This window comes from Mycolicibacter terrae (assembly GCF_010727125.1).
Classification (GTDB): domain Bacteria; phylum Actinomycetota; class Actinomycetes; order Mycobacteriales; family Mycobacteriaceae; genus Mycobacterium; species Mycobacterium terrae.
Genome location: NZ_AP022564.1, coordinates 802,614 through 823,941 on the forward strand (window position 1 = coordinate 802,614; position 21,328 = coordinate 823,941).

Genomic DNA, 21,328 nt, shown 5'->3' on the forward strand with positions numbered 1-21,328 from the left:
AACCGAAACCGCCCCGTCGCAGTCCAACTACATATCAACCAACGACCGAATGGGGGACATGTGAGCACACCCGCAGCCACCACACTCAGTGCCGACTTCGACGTCATGCTCGCCGTGGCGGCGGCCACCGACGCCCGCAACGAGGAGATCCGGGGGATGCTGCAGGCGTTCGTCGCCAGGATGCGGGCCGTGCCGCCCTCGATCTGGTCGGGTCTGGCGGCAGTCCGGTTCCAGGATGTCCTGGACCGCTGGAACAGCGAATCGCTGAGCCTGCACCACGCGTTGGCGCGCATCGCCGAGACCATCCGCCTCAACGAACGCGCTTTGCGGGAGGTGGCCGAGACCCATTCGCACCGCATCGCCGTCGCCGGCGACGGCATCTGAGGGGCAGCCATGGACACCGCGCTGTCGTACAACTTCGAGGAGATCGAATACGCCGTCCGCCAGGAGATCCACGCCACGGGCAGCCGGCTCAACGGTGCGCTCGAACAACTGCGGTCGCAGATCGCACCGCTGCAGCAGGTGTGGACCCGGGAGGCTGCCGGTGCCTACCACGCCGAGCAGATCAGGTGGCAGCAGGCGGTCGATGCGCTCAACCAGATCTTGTTCGATCTGGGCAACGCGGTGCGCGACGGCGCGGCAGATGTCGCCGACGCCGACCGCCGGGCCGCGGGGGCTTGGGGGAGGTAGGAGAGGCCGCCCCCGGAAACGGTGTGGCCCCGATGGATGGAGAGCCGTCGGGGCCACACCGGCATGTGGTTCACGCCCCGTTTTGACCTGCTCGGATACCCGCCGGTAAGCTGCTCGTTTGGCGTGCGGTGCCGTCCTGGCACAGCGGGTACTCGGGTCACTGTCGGTCGCCGAGAATCACCCCCCGTCCACGCTGGACCGGCGCCCGGCTCGCACCGGGATCCGCAGAACCGGGAAAGCCCGGCTCGAGGCTCAAAAGAGAGGTAAGCGCTGTGCCCACCTATACGCCGAAGGCGGGTGACACCACGAGGTCGTGGCATGTCATCGACGCCACCGACGTGGTGCTCGGCCGGCTCGCCGTTGCGGCAGCAAACCTGCTGCGCGGCAAGCACAAGCCGACGTTCACGCCGAATGTCGACGGTGGTGACTTCGTCATCGTCATCAACGCCGACAAGGTCGCCATCAGCGGCGACAAGTTGCAGAAGAAGATGGCTTACCGCCACTCGGGCTACCCGGGCGGGCTGCGCAAGCGCAGCATCGGCGAGCTGATGGAGACCCGTCCCGACCGCGTCGTGGAGAAGGCGATCCTCGGGATGCTGCCGAAGAACAAGCTCGGTCGGCAGATCCAGCGCAAGCTGCATGTCTACGCCGGCCCGCAGCATCCGCACATCGCCCAGCAGCCGGTCCCGTACGAAATCAAGCAGGTGGCGCAATGACCGAGACGGCAATCGCAGGTACCGAGGCCACCGAGGCCACCGAGATCCCTGAGGCCGGCGAGACCGTTGAGGTCGATGAGACCGTAGCGGTGCAGGCCGAAGCCGCACCGGCCTACGAGCCGCACGACCTGGGCCGTCCCATCCAGACGGTGGGCCGCCGCAAGGAGGCCGTGGTGCGGGTGCGTCTGGTGCCCGGCACCGGCAAGTTCGACCTGGACGGGCGGACCCTGGAGGCCTACTTCCCGAACAAGGTGCACCAGCAGCTGATCAAGGCTCCGCTGGTCACCGTGGACCGCCTGGAAAGCTTCGACGTCTACGCCCACCTCGACGGCGGCGGCCCCTCCGGGCAGGCCGGTGCGTTGCGGCTGGCTCTGGCCCGAGCGCTGATCATCGTGCAGCCGGAGGACCGGCCGGCGCTGAAGAAGGCCGGCTTCCTGACCCGCGACCCGCGGGCCACCGAGCGCAAGAAGTACGGCTTGAAGAAGGCCCGCAAGGCACCGCAGTACAGCAAGCGCTGATCGGCGGTCACGTTCTGGCAGCGAGCGTGCGTGGAAACGGTCCGACACCGGCGTGTCGGACCGCGAACACGCACGCTCGCGGCGATAAAGGATAGTTATGGGTCGACTTTTCGGCACCGACGGCGTCCGCGGGGTTGCCAACCGCGAATTGACCGCGGAACTGGCCGTCGCGCTGGGCAGCGCGGCGGCCCAGCGGTTGGCCACCGGCACCGAGCGACGGGTGGCGGTGGTCGGCCGTGACCCGCGGGCCAGCGGCGAGATGCTCGAAGCCGCGGTCATCGCCGGGCTGACCAGTCAAGGCGTGGACGTGCTGCGGGCCGGCGTGCTGCCCACGCCGGCGGTGGCCTATCTGACCGGCGCTTATGAAGCCGACTTCGGGGTGATGATCTCCGCGTCGCACAACCCGATGCCCGACAACGGCATCAAGTTCTTCGGCCCGGGCGGCCACAAGCTCGACGACGCCACCGAGGACCAGATCGAGGATCTGGTCGCCGCCGGGCCGGGGTTGCGCCCGGTCGGCGCCGGGCTGGGCCGGGTGGTGGACGCCAAGGACGCCCTGGACTGCTATCTGCGCCACCTCGGCGAAACCAACCGGACCCGGTTGGACGGACTGACCGTCGTGGTGGACTGTGCCCACGGCGCGGCTTTCCAGGCCGCGCCGCGCGCCTACCGGGCCGCCGGTGCCACCGTGATCACGATCAACTCCGACCCGGACGGGCTCAACATCAACGACGGCTGCGGTTCGACACACCTGGAACCGTTGCGTGCGGCGGTGCTTGCACACGGCGCGGATCTGGGCCTGGCCCACGACGGCGACGCCGACCGCTGCCTGGCCGTCGACGCCCTCGGGAACACCGTCGACGGCGATGCCATCATGGTCGTGCTGGCGCTGGCCATGCGTGAGGCCGGCGAACTGGCCGGTGACACTCTGGTGGCGACCGTGATGAGCAATCTCGGGCTGCACCTGGCGATGCGCGAGGCGGGCGTCGAGGTGCGCACCACCGACGTCGGCGACCGCTACGTACTCGAGCAACTGCGGGCCGGCGGCTTCACCCTCGGCGGTGAGCAGTCCGGTCACATCGTGCTGCCCCAGCTGGCCACCACCGGTGACGGCATCATCACCGGTCTGCGCCTGATGGCCCGGATGGCGCAAACCGGCACTCCGCTGGCCGGTTTGGCCTCGGCGATGCGCACCCTGCCGCAGGTGCTGATCAACGTCGAGGTCACCGACAAAGCCGAGGCGGTGGGCCGCCTGGCGGTGCGCACCGCGGTGCGGCGCGCCGAGGAAGAGCTCGGTGATACGGGACGGATCCTGTTGCGACCGTCGGGAACCGAGCAACTCGTCCGGGTCATGGTGGAAGCCGCCGACGAGGACGCCGCGCGTCAGATCGCACTCAGTGTCGCCGAAACGGTGCGCACCCGCTGATTTTGCTTCGGCGGCTCATCCGCCACGTGTGTTCCTGAGCGGGCCGAGATCTCTCGCGCCGCCGTCACAATCGGGCGGAACCGCCGGGCCGCGCGCAGCGTCTTACCGGTATGGGACGACAACAGCTGTACCTCGACGCCGCCGCGCTGCGCTCGGTGGCGGACTGCTTCGAGGCCACCGCGGCCGATATCGATACCGCCATCCGAATTCGGTTGGGCGGCTTGATGTTCGACGGCGGTGCCGCCGGACGCGACCACGTCGCGGCGGGAGAGGGGCTGCGGCGTGTGCTGGGAGCCTGGGCGCCGCAGCTGACCAGCTGGTCGCGGGCGAGTACCGAGATCGCCGCGGCATTGCGGGCCGGTCTGGAGCGGTACGGCCGCGCAGAGTCCTCAGCGGCGGATCGGGTCGGCTGAGGTGGCGGCGCGCTACGACGTGGCGGGACGGCTGGCCGAAGGCCGAGATGCGGTGGCGCACACCCAGGCCTACGTCTCGGCCGGTAGCCGGCTGGGCTATCGGCACCCGGATCTGACCGGCTACGAGGGCCAGCTCACCGACCGCTATGACAGTGAAGCAGGCTTGGACCTGCGGCTACTCGACACCGATTGTGCGGCGTTGGCGGCGCTGGCGGAGGCGGGCGAGGATGCGCTGCGCCGCCAGCGCGGGCAACTGGTCGATCTGGCTGCGGCGTGGCGGGGGCCGGGCGCCGATGCCTCCGCGGAGTTCCTGCGCCGGCACTGCGAGGCCGGTGCGCAGTTGAGCGCACGCCTGCGCGAGGCCGCCGCCGGATGCGCCGGACTGCGCGACGAACTGTGGCAGCTGGTCGACGCCAAGGTGGCGACGGTGGTGGCGGTGGATGAGCGGGTAGGCGCTCAGCGTCCGGTGTGGTTGGCCGCCGCACGCGCGGTGAGCTCCGGCGCGGGCGACAAACACGCCGCCGAAGTGATCGAGAAACAGGTGATCCCCTACGTGGACAACGACGTTCGGGGCGCGTGGGTGTCGGCGGTGCGATCCGCGCACGACCGGGTGGCGTCGGCTTATCGCACGGCGACCGCGGCGGTCGGTCCCGGCGGCGAGGCGGTCTTCGCGATCCCGGGCGAGCTCGGGCCGGTCTGGCGGTCAGACGAGGCAGCGCCGGTGGTCCCGGCCGCAGTTGCCCCGCCGGCGGCGTTGGAACGACCCGTGGCCGAAGCACCGGAGCTGCCCGACGAAGGGGCGGGCGCTGCGCTCCCGGCGCCGGCCGCGCCGCCCGACGACGTGCCGCCGGCCGATCTCGGTCTGCCGTCCGGCCTGGGACTGCCCGGTGACCTGGGTCTGCCGTCGGGAGGGCTTCCGGCTGGAGGCGACGGCCTTGGCGGGCTGGGCGGACTGGGCGGGCTCATTCCGCGGCTGGCCGATGCCTTGGGTGCCCCCGGCCAAGGTGCGCCCTACAACGACGCATTCGACGAACCGGCCGGGGTCGACGAGCACGAGAGCGAGGAGCCCGCGGGCTCCGACGACCCTGACCCCGAACAGGCCGTCGGGGACGACGACGCCGAGGAACCCGAACCCGGCGACGCCGAGACGGTCGAGGAAGCCGATTCGCTCACCGACACCGAACCGGTGCCGGCGGTCGAGAACACCGGTCCAGAGCAGGATCCCGAACCGGTCCCCGAGCCTGTCCCCGAGCCGACCTCCGACCTCCCGGCGAAGACCCCCTGCGAGACCGCTGCGGAGGAATTACCGCAGGTGGGGAGGTAAAAGAGGCGGAAGCATGGACATGCGTGAAAAATCGCATCTTGATGCGCAAGACGTATGATGACGGATGTGCGTACCACCGTGGTGATCGACAGTGACGTCGCCGCCGAGGTCGAGCGGCTTCGCCGGGAAGGCCTGGGCGTCAGCGAGGCGCTGAACTTGCTCGCGCGCCGTGGCATGGCCGCCCAGACCGCCACGCCCGGGGCTCGATACCGGCATCGGACGGCGCGCATCGGATTGAAGGTCGATGTCTCCAACGTGGCCGACGTACTCGACCTGCTCGACGACGACCGGTGATCGTCGATGATGCTAGACGCGAATCTGCTGCTGTACGCGGTGGATGCTGACAGTAGGCACCATACGGCGGCCGCAGCATGGCTGCAGGAAACATTGAGCGGCGCCAACCGCGTCGGCCTGCCCTGGCAGACAATCGGCGCGTTCCTGCGGATCGTCAGTCACCCCCGGGTTGCCGAGAATCCACTGACGGCATCCGACGCGTGGAGCCACATCGCTGACTGGCTGGCGGTACCCGTGGTGTGGATCCCACCCGCGACCGAAGCCACCGCCCGGGTCTACGCCGGCATCTGCGCACAGGTTGAAGTCACCGGAAATCTTGTGCCGGATGCGCAACTGGCTGCTCTCGCGATCGAACACGGCGTGGAACTCGCCTCCGCCGACTCCGATTTTCAGCGATTCCCCGGCCTGCGCTGGATCAACCCGCTGAACCCGGGCTGAGCCCACTCACCCCTGACGGCTGCCCCAGGTCTGCAACGCCGAAACGATCTTCGCTGCTGCCTCCAGCTGCTCCAGCGACAGCTCGTCGGCCGGGTCTCCCCGCCATTCGGCGATGGCCGCCAGAGCGCCATCGGTGAACTGCTGCCGGGTCTGGCCGCGCTGGATCTTGCCGCTCGACGTTGTGGGCATCGACAGGTGGTGCACCAGAACCACGGCGTCGGCTGCGATTCCGTGGTGCGTGGCGACGGCGGTCCGGATTCTGTCGATGACGCCGTTCAGGTCGGTCTCGCCGGCCTGTGCACTGTCCACTTCGTGGACGATGACCAGCTGCTCGATGCCGCCCGGCGGCGCATCGGTGGCGAACACCGCGCCCCGACCGGAGACCAGCACCGGATCGCACTCCTGCACGGTGAACTCGATGTCGTTGGGGTAGTAGCGGTGTCCATCGACGACGACCAGGTCCTTGCAGCGACCGGTGATGAAAAGCTCACCGGCGCACAGGAACCCGTAATCACCGGTGCGCAAGAACGGTCCGCGGTCGGGGTCGCCCGGCTCCGCCAGCCGCGCCGCGAATGTCTGCGCAGTCTCCTCGGGCCTGTTCCAGTAGCCCAGGGCTACGTTGGGTCCTGCCACCCAGATCTCACCGACCTCGTCAGGCCCGCAGGGCTGGCGGGTCACCGGATCGACGATGGCGACGTCGGACTGGCGCGGTTGACCGCAACCCACGAACGTCGCGGCAGCCGGATCGTCGGCCGCGATGTCGACGATGCGGTCCTCGGCCAGCGCCGCACGATCGACGTAGCGCACTCCCGGCATCCCGGTGGGGCACCCGCCTGATGCCAGCAAGGTGACTTCGGCCAGCCCGTATACCGGATAGCACGACGAAACCTGGAAACCCGCCGGGGCGAAGGCGTCGGCGAACGCCGCCAGCGAGGTGGCGCGCACCGGCTCGGCGCCGTTCATGGCGACGGTCATACAGGAAAGGTCCAGTGCGGCACGTTCTTCAGGGGTACTGGTGTCCACGCACCGGTCGTAGGCGAAGTTCGGGGCGGCGGTGATGACGCCGCGGTGCCGCGACACCAGTTCCAGCCAGCGCATCGGGCGTTTGATGAACGCGGTCGGCGACATCAGCGCCGTACTGGCCCCGATGTAGACCATGGACAGGATCCCGCCGATCAGACCCATATCGTGGTGTGGCGGCAGCCAGAAGACGCCCCTGGCGTGCTCGTCACCGTTCCAGGCCTGACGGATGGCGTCGACGTTGTGCAGCACGTTGCCGTGGCTGAGCAGCACACCCTTGGGGGAGCGGGTTGAGCCCGAGGTGTACTGGATGGCGGCCGGGGAGTCGGTGTTGATCTCGGGGGCCACCCAGGCCTCGGCGTCCGCCGGTTCGGCATTGGTGAAGAACCACTGCTCGGGTTCGCCGGGAATTCCGGCGACCGCGCTCCGGGTGGCCTGCTGGGTCTCGACGGCGGTGAGCGCGAACCGGGCCTGCGCGTCGGGGACGACCACCGCCAGGCGCGGAGCCAGCTTCTGGTGGACGGGTACCGCGACGGCGCCGGCGTAAAGGCAGCCGAAGAACCCGGCGATGAAGTCCAGGCCCGGACGCACCAGCACCAGCACCCGCTCGCCGGCGACGTCGTGGCGCTGCAGGTTCGCCGCGATGGCGCGGGCGCGGAGGTCCAACTCGCGGAAGGTCAGCTCACTGCGGTCCTCGTCGTCGCCGTTGTAGGAAAAGCTGAACGCCAGCTTGTCTCCAAACCGTTCGGCTTGGCGTTGCAGCAGCTCAACCAGGGTTTCTACGGTGGGTGTCGTCACCGTCGGCGTGAAGTCCATGGCCCTATCTTGGCCCGGGGAGTGTCCTGGACCACATCCGGCCCACATCCGGCCCCGCTGCGGGGGTCAGGCCGGCGCCAGAGCGCGCAGTTCCTCGGTGTAGCGCAGCGCCTCGCCCGGCTCCGTCGCCAGCGGACCGGCGAGCAGCGTCGTGACGCCCGCCTCGGCGAGCGCGGCGATCCGCTCGGCGACGAATCCGCGCGGCCCGATCAACGACGTGTGCCGCACCAACTCGTCGGGTACGGCGTTGATCGCCTCGGTCTTGCGCCCGGACAGGTACAGCTCCTGGATGCGGTCTGCCACCTCGCCGAAGCCGTATCGGGTAGCCAGATTGTGGTAGAAGTTGCGGCCCTTGGCGCCCATCCCACCGATGTAGAGAGCCAGTTGCGGTTTCGCCCAGGCCAGGCGGTCGTCGACATCGTCACCGATGGCCAGCGATGCGCCCACCATCACGTCCAACGCGCCCAGCGCCGGATCCCGTTTGGCCGCGCCCGCCCGCAATGCGTCACCCCACACCTCGGCTGCGCGTTCCGGGTAGTAGAACACCGGCTGCCAGCCGTCGGCGATCTCGGCGGTCAGTTCGACGTTCTTCGGTCCCAGTGAAGCGATGGAGATCGGAATCCGTTCGCGCACCGGGTGATTGATCAACTGCAACGGCTTGCCCAGGCCCGTGCCGCGCTCGGCCGGAAGCGGCAGCTGATAGTGCTTGCCGGCGTAGCTCACCCGCTCGCGGCGCCACACCGCCCGGCAGATCTCCACCACCTCGCGGGTGCGCCCCAGCGGGGCGTCGAACGGTACGCCGTGGAAGCCCTCCACCACCTGCGGCCCGGAGGTGCCGATACCCAGCCGGAACCTGCCGTCGGAGACGAAGTCCAGGCCGGCGGCCGTCATCGCCAGCAGTGCCGGGGTCCGCGTATAGATCGGCAGGACGCCGGAGACGAGTTCCACGCGCGATGTTTTCGCCGCCAGATAGCCCAGCTGGCTGACGGCGTCGAACGAGTAGGCCTCGGCGACCGCGACCACATCGATGCCGGCCCGCTCCAGCTCGACGACCTGTTCGGCCGCCTCTTTGAAGCCGCCTGAATAGGACAGCTGTACACCGATTCGCATTCACAACAAGTACCAGCCGAACGAGCCGATGGGCACCGGAAGGTACACGTCTTTCCGCTAATCCTTAGTTCTTCCATATAAACCGTAAGGATGCTTCCGCGCACCGAAAGCGTTTGACCTCCAAAAATACCGTAAAGAGATTTGGCTTAGATGCTTGAATCTTAGGTTCCTCACGGCTAGTGTTCTGTCTCACATCAGTGCATCAGTGTGAATTCAGGATCAACACGGCAGCGTCGCAGCCCCCGAGAGGCGCTTGCCGAGGGCGGCACCTCACAAAAGGAGATGGTTGTGCAGCAAACCCTTCGCCCCTACGTCACCGCGGGCATTGCGATCGTCGGCAGCGGCCTGATCGCCGCCACTCCGGTGGCGACCCCGCTAACGAGTGTCCCCAGCGTCCGGGATGTCGCACTCACCGCAGGCGACACCTTGCCCGAATTGCTGGCGCCCTGGACGGCGGTGTTCAACGAGGCGTCAGAGAACGCCACCGTTCTCACGCAGAACTTCTTCATTGCGCCCTGGGTGGGCCTCCAGCAGATGCTGGCGAACCAGTCGGAGTTTTGGCAGACGATCCTGGACGACCCGTCGAAGATCCCGGACGTGATGCAGCAGATGCAGCACAACCTCGACGCGGTGCTGACGGGCTACACGCTGCAGAACGCCTCCGGCAGTTTCGGTTTGAGTGGTTTGGAAGGCACTATCGGCCAGGTCGGAGTCCACACCCTCAACGGGACCGACATCGGTAACGGCGTCTTCGGCCATGATCTGCTGTTCGGGCTGCTGCCGACGTTCCTACCGCCTGACCAGGCTGAGATCGCCACTCCGATCGTGAACTTCCTGGCCTCACCGCTGAGCGCCATCATCATCGGGCAGTTGGGTCCGTCGATCGCCCCCTGGGTCGCGATGATGAACAGCATCCAGGACGGTGACGGACTCAACCAGATCATGGCCAGCTGGATGGACGGCTACCTCAACGGCGCCACGCTCAACCTGGACTTCCTGCTCCCGCTGATCGCGCAGACCGGTCTGCTGCCGGAGGGCACCGAGATCACCCACCTGGACTTCGCGCTGGGCGGCCTGCTGACTCCCGGCACCGTGGCCATCGGGCCCTACCAGGTGGATCTCCCCGGCGGTGACACCATCGACGTTCCCGCGGTCGGCGGCTCGATCTTCAACAGCCTCGGTATCACGCTCACGGCCAGCCTGCTGCCGGGAGTGCCGATTTCGATCGAAAGCCACGCCGTGGGTCCGATCGCGGCCATGGAGGCCTGGAGCCAGACCGTCGGCGCGCTACTGGGCTCCGGCTGGGACGGCAAGGGCCCGGTCAACGTCGGCCCGCCCTGGCCGGGCATCGACTTCCCGACCATCCCGGACGGTCTCTTCGACGACGGTGGCGCAACACCGGATCCGGGCGACGGTGCGGCCAGCGCATTGGCGGGCATGGACCTGGGCGACATCGTCAACGCACTCCTCGGCATCGACGTCTGATCCGACGCTGAACCGAACTTCCCGCAACCAACTTCAACACTGCTTATCAGAACCGCTTCATAGGAGAGGTGTTCGCAAATGAGTCGTCGTGACAGCAGCCAGCCTGGTAACACCGGAGCGCGCCACCGCAAGCGGGTGGTGGGCGCCACCAGCACGGCCGGGGCTTTCCTGGCCTTCGGATTGGCCCCGTTAGCCGCGGCACCCGCCGCGCACGCCGATGCCGATTTCGACCTCGGCGATCTCTTCGGCGATCTGTTGAGCTCGTGGACCTCGACCGACGTCGGTGATACCGCCGCCACGTGGGACCTCGACGCGCTGTTCGGCGGCGCGGGCAGCGCGGCCGGTGACCCGTTCTCGTGGACCGGGATCATGGATCAGTGGTTCTACGAGCCGCTGCACACTATGACCCAACTCTGGATCACCAGTCCGTTCGGCATGTCGATCGACGGAATGATCAATGACTGGTCCGGCCTGTACCTGATCGGCAACGGTGTCGCCGGTACGGAGGACTCACCCGACGGTGGTGACGGCGGGCTGTGGTTCGGCGACGGCGGCGCCGGCTGGTCCAGCGATCAGGACGGTGTGGCAGGCGGTGACGGCGGTGCCGCGCTCGGCTGGCTGGGCAACGGCGGTGACGGCGGCGCCGGTGGCGTCGGTGCGGACGGCGGTGACGGTGGTGCCGGCGGCTGGTTCATGGGCAACGGCGGCAACGGCGGTGCCGGTGGTGCCGCGACCGCTGCGGGCGGCGACGGCGGCGACGGCGGTGACGGCGGCGCGGCAGCAGCCTGGTTCTTCGGCAACGGCGGCGCCGGTGGTGTCGGCGGTGCGGGATTGGACGGCGCCGCAGGTGCTGCTGCCAACGGTGTCGGTGGCGCCGGCGGTGCCGGTGGCAATGGCGGCGCCGGCGGTCGCAGCGGCTACATGTTCGGCGACGGCGGCAAGGGCGGTGCCGGTGGCGCGGCGGGCAACGGTGGTGACGGTATGACCGGTGCTACCGACGGCGCGAACGGCGGTACGGGTGGCCAGGGCGGTAACGGCGGCGCGGGTGGCGCCCGCGGGTCCAACTACTACGCCGGCGCGTTCTACGGCAGCGCCGGTGCCGCCGGCGACGGCGCGGACGGCGGCAACGGCGGTAACGGCGGCGGCGCAGCCATCGACTCGGTCACCGGCGCCTACCTCGGCCAGGGCGGTAACGGCGGTGGCGGCGGCACCGCCGGTAGCGGTGAGCACGGCGGCAACGGCGGCACCGGCGGTAACGGTGGCGACGGCAACGGCCTCAACACGACCGACCCCACCCTCCCTTACAACACTGGCGGGCAGGGCGGCAGCGGCGGCCAAGGTGGTAATTCACTCGGTGCCAACACCGGCGGTAACGGCGGCGACGGCGGCAAGGGCGGCTTGGGCACCGTGGGCTTCGGCGGCTCGGGCGGCTCCGGTGGTTGGGGTGGCACCAGCGACAGCGGCACCGGTGGCGCCGGCGGCGCCGGTGGCCTCGGCGGCAACGGGGGCACCGACGATCCCACGGTCGCCACCACCGGCGGCGCCGGCGGATACGGCGGTTGGGGCGGCGCAAGCAACAGCGGCACCAGTGGTGCCGGCGGCAACGGCGGGGCCGGTGGCGACGGCACGCTGCGCGGCGGCAGCGGCGGCGGCGGCGGCAACAGCGGCTACAGCCAGACCGGAAACGGCGGTGCCGGCGGTAACGGCGGTGCGGCCGGCAAGGGCCTGGGCTATGACGACGGCACCACCGTCTGGAGCATCGGCGGCAACGGCGGTTCCGGTGGTACTGGTGGCAGCAGCGGCTCGGCCGGTAATGCCGGCAACGGGGGTATCGCCGCGGACGGCGCCGACGGTTTGACCGGCGCGAACGTCGTCAGCCTCGGCGGCAACGGCGGTGACGGTGGCGCCGGCGGCACCAGCAGCGGCGGGCTGGCCGGGAACGGCAGCAACGGCGGCGCCGGCGGCAGCGGGACCGCATCCGGCGGCCAAGGTGGTCAGGGCGGTCAGGGCGGCGACGGCTTCTCGGGTCTGGCAACCAAGAGCGCCGGCGGCAACGGCGGCGACGGCGGCGCGGGCGGCGACAGCGGCGGTGTCGACACTCCGGCCGGCGCACCCGGGGCCCAGGGCACGATTCCGTCGCCCTTCGGGGACACCAGCCATGCCGGTACCGGTGGTGCCGGCGGTACCGGCGGGCATTCCTACAATGGGCTCGCCGGTGGCACCGGCGGCAACGGCGGTGCCGGTGGTAACGCGACGGGCGCTGTCGACGGCGGCACCGGCGGACAGGGCGGCGCGGGCGGTGGCGGTGTCACCGCGGGTAACGCCGGCAACGGCGGTGCCGGTGGCAGTGCCGTGGACGGCAACGGCGGTGATGGTGGCGCTGGTGGCACCGGCGGTACTGCCGACAATGGCGCCGACGGGACCAGCGGCATCCCGCTACTCCCAGGCAGCCCCAACGGCCCTGGCGGCAACGGCGGCAACGGCAACACCGGCGGCACCGGTGGCAATGGCGGAGTGGGCGGCACCTCCACCAACGGCACCGGCGGTAACGGTGGTGCCGGCGGTGGCGGTGGCAACGGCGGCGGCGGTGGCGCCGGTGGACCCGGTGGCACCGACCCCGACACCGGCAACGGTTTCGACGGCGGCGACGGTGGTAACGGTGGCAACGGAGGTACCGGCGGTAACGGTGGTGCGCACGGCGCCGGCGGGGCCGGCAACGGCACCGGTGGTACGGCCGGTGACGGTGGCAGCGGTGGCGCGGCCGGTGCGGCTGGCCCCGGCGGCGCCGCAACCGGCACCGGGACGCCCGGCACCGACGGGGCGCCCGGCACCGCCGGCACCGCCGGCGCGGACGGTACGCCCGGCGCCTAGCCGACAGTTGAGAGCGACCGCGGTCGCCGGGTCCACCCGGGCCCGGCGACCGTGGTCGTTGTGGCGGACCCGGCGGCCGGCCGTTGCGCGCCTACTTGAGCAGCGCGGCGATCTTCTCTTCCGGGCTCGCCGGCTCCGGCAGCGCCTCGAGCGCCTCCGTATGCGGCAACCGCACCTGCGGGTCGGTGAACTCGGCGTAGGTCTTGTCGCCGGCCAGCTGTGCCAGCAGATATCCGGTCACCAGGGCGCGCACCCGCCGCTGGGTGCGCCGATCCGAGGTCGGCAGACCGAAGAACCCGGTCAGCCGGCGGCCCTGCGGCAGACCGGCCGCGGATGCCTTGGCAACCACCCGAAGTGTTGCCGCAGGCCAGGCGTGGGCCAACTCAATGGCGTTGGAGCGCAGTGCCTTCGCGTCCCCGGGGCTGCTGAACACCACACCGGGCACCTCCAGCGTCGCCGCCGGCTGCTCGGCCGGCGGGGTGGTGACCGTCGGGAAAATCGACGCCACCGCTTTCGGTGTCACCGGCGACCCGGCGGCGGCGAACACCGCGGCCGAACCGCCGAAGCCGTGGCCGGCCACCGCGAGCCGGCGGCGGTCGACGCTGATCCGGCCCGGACCCAACCGGATCTCCGTAGCGATCTCCAGGGCACGGCCTAAGTCGGCGGCCGATTCCAGCACCGACGGCGCCAGCCCGCGCCCGGTGTCAGGGGCCACCGCCACCATGCCCCACGACGCCAGGTGCTCCAGCAGACCCGCGTAGCGGTCGGCGCCGGTCAGCCAGTCGTGGCCGAACGCCACCGCGGGAAGCCGGTAACCCGACGCCGGGGTGTAGACCAGACCGGCCAGCCCCGCATAGGCCAGATCGCCCCGCAGCACGCGGTGCGGGCCGGGTCGGGTCAGTGCGGTGTAAAGACGCTTGATGCTGGCCACCCGATGACGTTAACGCACCGGGGAGCCGAGGTTGAGCGGTCAGTCCTGACGCGACTTCCAATACTGCAGCGCCACTGCCCGCTGCGCCGCCGCGGCGGTCCGCACCGCCGCCACCGGTTCACCGGCCCCGCTGCCGGCGCCCTGCGCCGCATGCCATTCCGCCAGCGCGATGAATCCGCCGTCGAGGAACCGCTGCCGGGCGGCCTGTCGCTGGATTTTCCCGCTCGAGGTGGTCGGTATCGAGCCCGGTTCGACCAGGACCACGGCGTGAACTCCGATGCCGTGGTGGCGGATGATCACCGCCTTGATCGCCTCCAACACGGTGGTGAATCCGGTGGCGTCGGCCGGCGGGCTCACCTCCTGCACCACCACGAGTTCTTCGCCGTCACCGGGCTTCGGTGCGATCGAGAACGCCGCACCGCGGCCGGACAACAGCGCCGGGTGGCTGCCCTGCACCGTCTTCTCGATGTCGTTGGGGTAGTAGTTGTTGCCGCGGATGATGATCAGGTCTTTGCAACGTCCGGTGATGAAGATTTCCCCGGCTCGCAGGAACCCGAGATCACCGGTGCGCAGGTACGGGCCTTCTCCGGTATCGGCCAGGTAGGCGCCGAACGTCTGCTCGGTGTCCTCCGGTTTTCCCCGGTAACCGTGTGCGACGCACGGCCCGGAGATCCAGATCTCGCCGACCCGGTCTGAGTCGCGGCGCCGACGGGTCTCCGGATCGACGATCACAATCTGTTGACCGCCTCGAGGACGGCCACAACCGATCAGTTCCACGACGCCGGGATCGTCGTCGGCAGCGTCGGTGATCTCGACGACCCGGTCTTCGCCCAGTGCGGTGCGGTCGATATGGCGGACCACCGGCGCGTTGGCGTCCGATCCGCCCGAGACCAGCAGAGTGGCCTCTGCCAAGCCGTATACCGGCAGAAACGCCTCTGGCCGGAAACCCGCCGGCGCGAAGGCCTCCGCGAAGTCGCGCAGAGTGGTGGCCTGCACCGGTTCGGCGCCATTCATCGCCGTCGACCACTGCGACAGATCCAGCGCCGCACGCTCCTCGGCAGTGCTGCGTTCCACGCAGAGCTGGTAGGCGAAGTTGGGTGCGGTGGTCCCGGTGGCGCGGTACCGGGACATGGCCTCCAGCCACCGCATCGGACGCATGATGAACGACGCCGGTGACATCAGTACGGTCGTGCAGCCCACGTAGACCATTTCCAGAATTCCGCCGATCAGACCCATGTCGTGGTGCTGCGGTAGCCAATACACGGTGACCGCCCGCTCGTCGCCGCCCCACGCCTCGCGGATCGCAGCCAGGTTGGCCAGCAGGTTGGCGTGTGTCAGGACTACTCCCTTGGGCGCCCTGGTCGAACCCGAGGTGTATTGCAGGGTGGCGGTGGTGTCGGCGTCGATGTCCGGTGGCGTCCAGGAGTCCGGGTCCGCACCGGGCTGTTCCGGGGCCAGCCAGCGCAGCGGCCGCTTCATGAATCCGTCGACCCGCGTCCGGAGCTTCTCCTGGCTCTCGGCGTCGGCCAGGGCGAAGCCGGCCCGTGCGTCGGGGGCGATCAGCGTCAACCGGGCGAGCCGATCCTGCACCGGCACGGCAATCGCCCCGGCGTACAGGCAGCCGAAGTAGGCGGCGACGCTGTCCAGACCTGGCCGGCAAACGGTGAGCACCCGGCGGCCCGCGGCGCCCTGCTGTTGCAGGCCGGCGGCGATCGCCCTTGCTCTGCGGTCGAGTTCGGCGTAGGTCAGCCGGCCCTGTTCGTCGGCGCCGTCGGGGGCGAAGACGAACGCGGCCTTCTCCCGGTGGCGGTCGGCCTGTTGGCGCAGCAGATCCACCAGGGTGCGCGCGGCGGCTGTGTCCTCGGTGTCCTCTGGCATGTCGTCTTTCAGACCGTCGTTTCCTGGTCGCCTCACCGCGGAACGTCGCGGAATTCCTAACATAACCGCTGGGTGCACCGAAACGCAGCCGGGTCAGCCGCGTGTGCTGGTAAAAGCCCAAGAAATCTGCACCATCGCCATGAACCAAAAAACGTTGAAAGTCTACTTTAGTGTTCGATCTTCCGCCGGAAGATGGGGTGAACGCCGGAAAAAATGTCTTGTTACACAGATTCTTATCAGGTAATATGACTGCTACGCCTAATCGTGCCGCTGCCGCGGACCAGATTTGAGGAGTTGCTCTGATGAATCCTGCACTGCGTCCTTTTGTCACAGCCGGCGTCGCCTTGGTAGGTGCCGGCGTGATCACGGTTACCCCGGTGGCCACCCCGCTGCTCGAGGCTTCGGTGGTCCACGACGTTGCCCTGACCGCCGATATAGATTTCACCGGGGCGTGGACTGACGCCATCAACACGGCGGAAGCGAATTTCGCGAGCCTGCAGACCGCGATGCAGGACGCCAACACAGCACTGAGCGAGGCGTTGAGCAACGCCGATCTGAGCGATCTGAACCTTCAGGAACTGGGTGCTGCCCTGACATTCCTGGACGGGGACCAGAAGACGTTCATCAATCCGCTCACCGAGTGGACGCTGAACGGCGCCGGTCCTGATGGGGATGCAACGGTGGACGCCACGCACGCTCTGCTGTATGGGATTTTGACCAATCAGGGCGGCGCCGTCGCCCCTGGGCTCTTCCCGGAGATCCCGGCACCGGTTCCGGACATCATCAACTTCTTGTCGTCACCGTTGGCGGGTGTGCTGATCGGCGCCCTGGGGCCGTCCATTGCGCCATGGGTGGCGTTGCTCAACAGCGTCGAAGCCATCAGCGCCAACCTCGGCGGGGACACTCCGGACACCACGGCGGCGCTGCAGGAGCTGGTCAACATCCCGGCGAACATGTTCAACGGCTTGCTCAACGGCGCCACGCTCAACCTCGACGCCCTGATCCCGGCCATCGCCGATGCTGACCTGCTGCCGCTGCCGGAGGGTACCGCGATCACCTCGCTGAGCTTCGCCTTCGGCGGGTTGTTGACGCCGGGGCTCGTCGGCGCCGACCCAGGCGATCTCACTTTCTTCGGTGATGCCGTCCCCGGTGGCGGCTCGATCTTCAACTCGCTGGGCCTCGGCCTGAGCATCACCGATCCACTACCCCTCGAGCTGCCCGTTCTCGCCCACGGGGTCGGGTTGGGCGGTGCGATGGCCGGATTGGAACAGGCGATCGCGGAGTTCCTCAGCGGCAACCTGGTCTTCGACCCGCCCGACGACGTCGTCCCGGATCCTGGGTTGGCCACCGACGGATTGGCTGGTCTGCTGGCCGACCTGTTCGGCGGTGGACTGTAGCCACAGCGTCAACTGGGCGAGGCGGTCGTGCATCGGCACGGCCGCCTCGACGGTTTTGAACCCCGTTGACGCACGGACCCCCGCTTGACCTGCGCGATTGCTTAAGGCCGCCTGCCGTTGCACTACCCTGAACACCTATGTGCGGAATCGTCGGCTACGTCGGGCAACGGCCCGCCCGCGAGGTCGTCATCGAGGCACTGCGCCGCATGGAGTACCGCGGCTACGACTCTGCCGGGATCGCCGTCGTCGACGGTGTGGGCCAGCTGACGATCCGTCGGCGCGCGGGGCGGTTGGCCAACCTGGAAGCCGACTTGGCCCGTACGGATCCCAGCCTGCTGGTCGGCGGCACCGGGCTGGGACACACCCGCTGGGCCACCCACGGCCGGCCCACCGACCAGAACGCGCACCCGCACCGCGACGCGGCGTCCCAATTCGCCGTGGTGCACAACGGCATCATCGAGAACTTCTCCGTGTTGCGCGACGAGCTGGAGCGCGAGGGGGTGGAGTTCACCAGCGAGACCGACACCGAGGCGACCGTCCACCTGTTGGCGCGCCAATATCGTCGCGGCGACACCGCCGGGGACTTCGTGGCCTCGGCGATGGCGGTGCTGCGTCGGCTGGAGGGGCACTTCACGGTGGTGTTCGCCCACGCCGACGAGCCGGGCACCATCGTGGCGGCCCGGAGATCCACCCCACTGGTGGTCGGCATCGGCGAGGGCGAGATGTTCCTCGGCTCGGATGTGGCGGCGTTCATCCCCTACACCCGCAATGCGATCGAGCTGGGCCAGGACCAGGCGGTGGTGATCACCGCGGACAGCTACCGCATCACCGATTTCGCCGGCAACGACGCCTCCGACGCTGCTCGGCACTTTCACATCGACTGGGACCTGTCGGCCGCGGAAAAGGGCGGCTACGAATACTTCATGCTCAAGGAGATCGCCGAGCAACCCACCGCGGTGGCCGAGACCCTGCTCGGGCACTTCGAGGACGGTCGCATCGTGCTCGACGAGCAGCGCCTCTCCGACCAGGAGCTGCGCGAGATCGACAAGGTGTTCGTGGTGGCCTGCGGCACCGCCTACCACTCCGGCCTGCTGGCCAAGTACGCGATCGAGCACTGGACTCGACTGCCGGTGGAGGTCGAGCTGGCCAGTGAGTTCCGCTACCGCGACCCGGTCCTGGACCGCAGCACCCTGGTGGTGGCGATCAGCCAGTCCGGCGAGACGGCCGACACCCTCGAAGCCGTCCGGCACGCCAAGGAGCAGAAGGCCAAGGTGCTGGCGGTCTGCAACACCAACGGCTCGCAGATCCCGCGCGAGTGCGACGCGGTGATCTACACCCGCGCCGGACCGGAGATCGGTGTCGCCTCGACCAAGACGTTTTTGGCCCAAATCACCGCGAACTACCTGGTCGGCCTGGCACTGGCCCAGGCCCGGGGTACCAAATACCCCGACGAGGTCGAGCGCGAGTACCGGCAACTGGAGGCGATGCCCGAACTGGTGTCGCGGGTGCTCGACGGGGTGGAATCGGTGGCCGAGCTGGCTCGGCGATTCGCGGCGTCGAGTGCGGTGCTCTTTCTCGGCCGGCACGTCGGCTACCCGGTGGCCCTGGAAGGCGCGCTCAAACTCAAGGAACTGGCCTACATGCATGCCGAGGGTTTCGCCGCCGGTGAGCTCAAGCACGGCCCGATCGCGCTGATCGAGGACGACTTGCCGGTGATCGTCGTGATGCCCTCGCCCAAGAACGCCGCGATGCTGCATTCCAAGCTGCTCTCCAACATTCGCGAGATCCAGGCCCGCGGCGCGGTCACCATCGTGATCGCCGAGGAGGGCGATGAGACGGTGCGGCCCTACGCCGACCACCTGATCGAGATCCCCGTCGTGCCAACGCTTTACCAGCCGCTGCTGTCGACCATCCCGCTGCAGGTGTTCGCCGCCGGGGTGGCCCAGGCCCGGGGCTACGACGTCGACAAGCCGCGCAACCTGGCCAAGTCGGTCACCGTCGAGTAACGGGAGCTTTCCATGCGACGATCGTTGGCAGTGGCGTGCGCCGTGATGGCTGCGCTCACGCAGGTCCCGAACGCCGTTGCGGCGGACGAGGTTCCCGACCTCGGCCCGCTCATCGACATCAGCGGGCCGCTGCCCGCCACCGCTGCCGACCTGCCTGAAACGCCGGACCTGGTGTTCACCACGCCCGCCGGCCTGGTGTGCCGCAAGAGTCACGGGAAGGTGACGCACATAGTGGCCTGCCAGGGGCGTTTCCCCGGCATGGCGCCGAGCACCCGCAGCGTGAGTCTTACCGCCGTGTCGGCCCGCGGGGACGGTCCGGCACTGTTTCTACCCACGGCCGCCGACGGGCTGCGCGGGGACCCCGCACGGGTACCCGCTATCACTTTGGGTATCGGTCAGAAGATCGTGTTCTGGGATTTCTCGCCCACCGAATCACTGGCCTGCGGGATCCCACTGGGTACCGACGTGGTCTGTGTGCTCAAGGCCGCGCACGAGAACGGTCCCAAGAACGACGGCCCGGCCGTCACACACGGGTTCGTCATCTCCGCACCCCAGAGCGAAGTCTTCTAAGCCGCTCCAGATACCCGGCGGCGCCGGAACCTGATTGCCGGAGCCGCAAGGGTGCCGCGCGTGCGTCGAAATCCCGGCGGCGAACGAGGGGGCGATGAGACGATGCAGCCGTTGTTGTCGACCATCTCACCTGACCACGCCGGTCACCGTCGAGTGAAGGAGATCCGTCTTGTCCGACGATGATGCTGCGGCGCGGGTCCACCGGTCTCGACTGCTTCTGATCCTCGGGATGGCGGTCTTCTTCATCGCCTCCTATGTCGTCACCGTCGCGTTGTACGAACGAGCGGGATGCGGCTGCCCACGCCAACTCACGGAAGGGCAGCCGGCGGCCGACGGAACGGCCGTGATCGTCGACATCGAAGATCTCCAGACGGTGAAGGGCACGCTGACCGGCAGGGTCACCATCACCCCGGGACCGGAACTGCTCGATCCGGGCACGCACGGGCTCACGCAAGATCTCAGCATCGCGGTGCACTCCGCGGTCACGCCCACCAGGCGCACCTGGACCAAGGGCATGGTGCCCGGTGAGTTCCCGGTCCCGTTGACCGTCTCCGGTAATTCGGCGAAATGGCCGTTCGATCACTACCAGACCGGGCCGATAACCGTCGACATCCTGCGCGGGGACTCCACAGTGTCGGAACGGATCTCGGTGACGTTTATCGACCATATCGCCGGCTGGAAGAACGATATTGTCGGCGAACGCGAGGCCGGCGGCCCGTATCGGATCACGCTGCACCGGTCTCCGAGCACCATGGCTTTCGGCGCCGTGGTCGTAGGTGTCCTGGTCGCGCTGGCCGCGGTGTCCGTGGTTGTCGCGGTGCTCACCTTCCTCGGCCGGAGAAAGTTCCAGGCGCCGATGACGACGTGGTATGCGGCAATGCTTTTCGCGGTGGTCCCGCTGAGGAACGCACTGCCCGACGCTCCGCCGATCGGATCCTGGATCGACGTCACGATCACGCTCTGGGTGATCGTCGCACTGGTGATGTCGATGCTGCTGTTCGTCTACTGCTGGTGGCGCGACCTGAAACCGGAGCCGGTTGCGCCGGCGCCTGAGGTGGTGGCGCCGCAGCCCGTCTTGACCGAGGTGGGCGGGTAACTCGACCCCGGTCGATGATCCACGGGATCCCACCGGCCCCGGATTGGTCCGGGTGCTCACAGCACCCCGGGGGAATCGGCGCAGCGTGCAACAGCGTTTCAACGGCCCGATTGTCACCCACGGTTTCGTCATCGCGGCCCGGCAAAGCTGGGTGTTCTGAAGCCGCGTCTGGCTGGCCGAGGCGGCTACCGGCGGTGACGGCTGGTATCGCCCAAAGCTGAGAATGGGTGCGTTGAATTGTGAACTTAATGTGGGTTACCTGTACGAGCTAAGTCGGGACGAGGTCGTTCGGGGGTTTCGTAGCTGCCCTGGGTGTGTGCGCAGCGGCG

At 68.8% G+C, this 21,328-nt stretch carries 19 protein-coding genes; 15 read left to right on the forward strand and 4 right to left on the reverse strand.

Translation table 11 applies throughout. The annotated features are described in order from the left end of the window. The first annotated feature begins 60 nt into the window (after positions 1-60). The 9 genes from G6N23_RS03940 (at position 61) to G6N23_RS03980 (ending at position 5,819) form a co-directional block, all read left to right on the forward strand. Positions 61-384, forward strand: a complete 324-nt coding sequence (locus G6N23_RS03940) for a WXG100 family type VII secretion target (RefSeq protein ID WP_085261339.1) — start codon at positions 61-63, stop codon at positions 382-384. A gap of 9 nt (positions 385-393) precedes the next feature. Next, complete coding sequence (locus tag G6N23_RS03945) at positions 394-690, forward strand: WXG100 family type VII secretion target (RefSeq protein ID WP_085261338.1); 297 nt, start codon at positions 394-396, stop codon at positions 688-690. A gap of 272 nt (positions 691-962) precedes the next feature. After that, entirely contained in the window at positions 963-1,406 is a 444-nt protein-coding gene (rplM, locus tag G6N23_RS03950; protein ID WP_085261337.1) for a 50S ribosomal protein L13, read from the forward strand. Then, positions 1,403-1,924, forward strand: a complete 522-nt coding sequence (gene rpsI / locus G6N23_RS03955; protein WP_085261336.1) for a 30S ribosomal protein S9 — start codon at positions 1,403-1,405, stop codon at positions 1,922-1,924. The genes rplM and rpsI overlap by 4 nt, the downstream gene beginning before the upstream one ends. Positions 1,925-2,021: 97 nt before the next feature. Continuing rightward, on the forward strand, positions 2,022-3,350 hold the full coding sequence (glmM, locus tag G6N23_RS03960; protein ID WP_085261335.1) for a phosphoglucosamine mutase: 1,329 nt from the start codon (positions 2,022-2,024) through the stop codon (positions 3,348-3,350). 110 nt (positions 3,351-3,460) lie between these two features. After that, positions 3,461-3,763 carry a type VII secretion target gene (locus G6N23_RS03965; RefSeq protein WP_085261334.1) on the forward strand — a complete coding sequence of 101 codons (303 nt, stop codon included), beginning with the start codon at positions 3,461-3,463 and terminating at the stop codon, positions 3,761-3,763. A gap of 1 nt (position 3,764) precedes the next feature. Beyond that, positions 3,765-5,087 (forward strand): hypothetical protein, encoded by a 1,323-nt coding sequence (locus G6N23_RS03970; RefSeq protein ID WP_085261333.1) that lies wholly within the window; start codon positions 3,765-3,767, stop codon positions 5,085-5,087. Between the two features lie 57 nt (positions 5,088-5,144). Further along, entirely contained in the window at positions 5,145-5,381 is a 237-nt protein-coding gene (locus tag G6N23_RS03975) for a CopG family transcriptional regulator (protein ID WP_165758706.1), read from the forward strand. A 6-nt stretch (positions 5,382-5,387) separates the two neighbouring features. Beyond that, positions 5,388-5,819 carry a TA system VapC family ribonuclease toxin gene (locus G6N23_RS03980; protein WP_085261332.1) on the forward strand — a complete coding sequence of 144 codons (432 nt, stop codon included), beginning with the start codon at positions 5,388-5,390 and terminating at the stop codon, positions 5,817-5,819. Between the two features lie 6 nt (positions 5,820-5,825). Here the strand turns inward: G6N23_RS03980 and G6N23_RS03985 are convergent, their stop codons facing one another. Further along, entirely contained in the window at positions 5,826-7,655 is a 1,830-nt protein-coding gene (locus G6N23_RS03985) for a fatty acyl-AMP ligase (protein ID WP_085261331.1), read from the reverse strand. Positions 7,656-7,721: 66 nt separating this feature from the next. Beyond that, positions 7,722-8,765, reverse strand: a complete 1,044-nt coding sequence (locus tag G6N23_RS03990; protein WP_085261330.1) for an LLM class F420-dependent oxidoreductase — start codon at positions 8,763-8,765, stop codon at positions 7,722-7,724. A gap of 282 nt (positions 8,766-9,047) precedes the next feature. Between G6N23_RS03990 and gjpA (G6N23_RS03995) the strand changes: the two genes are divergently transcribed. Then, positions 9,048-10,250: an outer membrane porin GjpA gene (gene gjpA / locus G6N23_RS03995; RefSeq protein ID WP_085261329.1), complete on the forward strand. Its 1,203-nt coding sequence runs from the start codon at positions 9,048-9,050 to the stop codon at positions 10,248-10,250. 78 nt (positions 10,251-10,328) lie between these two features. Beyond that, on the forward strand, positions 10,329-13,121 hold the full coding sequence (locus tag G6N23_RS22555) for a PGRS repeat-containing protein (RefSeq protein ID WP_095174004.1): 2,793 nt from the start codon (positions 10,329-10,331) through the stop codon (positions 13,119-13,121). Positions 13,122-13,212: 91 nt separating this feature from the next. Here the strand turns inward: G6N23_RS22555 and G6N23_RS04005 are convergent, their stop codons facing one another. Further along, complete coding sequence (locus G6N23_RS04005; RefSeq protein WP_085261327.1) at positions 13,213-14,052, reverse strand: dienelactone hydrolase family protein; 840 nt, start codon at positions 14,050-14,052, stop codon at positions 13,213-13,215. A gap of 39 nt (positions 14,053-14,091) precedes the next feature. Beyond that, positions 14,092-15,930, reverse strand: a complete 1,839-nt coding sequence (locus tag G6N23_RS04010; protein WP_085261326.1) for a fatty acyl-AMP ligase — start codon at positions 15,928-15,930, stop codon at positions 14,092-14,094. A gap of 359 nt (positions 15,931-16,289) precedes the next feature. Here G6N23_RS04010 and gjpA (G6N23_RS04015) point away from each other — a divergent pair, with 359 nt between their 5' ends. From gjpA (G6N23_RS04015) to G6N23_RS04030, 4 genes are all read left to right on the forward strand, one after another. Beyond that, complete coding sequence (gene gjpA / locus G6N23_RS04015) at positions 16,290-17,327, forward strand: outer membrane porin GjpA (RefSeq protein ID WP_234808641.1); 1,038 nt, start codon at positions 16,290-16,292, stop codon at positions 17,325-17,327. A gap of 137 nt (positions 17,328-17,464) precedes the next feature. Beyond that, positions 17,465-19,333 carry a glutamine--fructose-6-phosphate transaminase (isomerizing) gene (gene glmS / locus G6N23_RS04020; RefSeq protein WP_085261324.1) on the forward strand — a complete coding sequence of 623 codons (1,869 nt, stop codon included), beginning with the start codon at positions 17,465-17,467 and terminating at the stop codon, positions 19,331-19,333. Between the two features lie 12 nt (positions 19,334-19,345). Beyond that, complete coding sequence (locus tag G6N23_RS04025) at positions 19,346-19,903, forward strand: hypothetical protein (RefSeq protein WP_133055489.1); 558 nt, start codon at positions 19,346-19,348, stop codon at positions 19,901-19,903. Between the two features lie 229 nt (positions 19,904-20,132). After that, entirely contained in the window at positions 20,133-20,999 is an 867-nt protein-coding gene (locus G6N23_RS04030) for a DUF4436 domain-containing protein (RefSeq protein ID WP_085261322.1), read from the forward strand. Positions 21,000-21,328 lie beyond the last annotated feature (329 nt).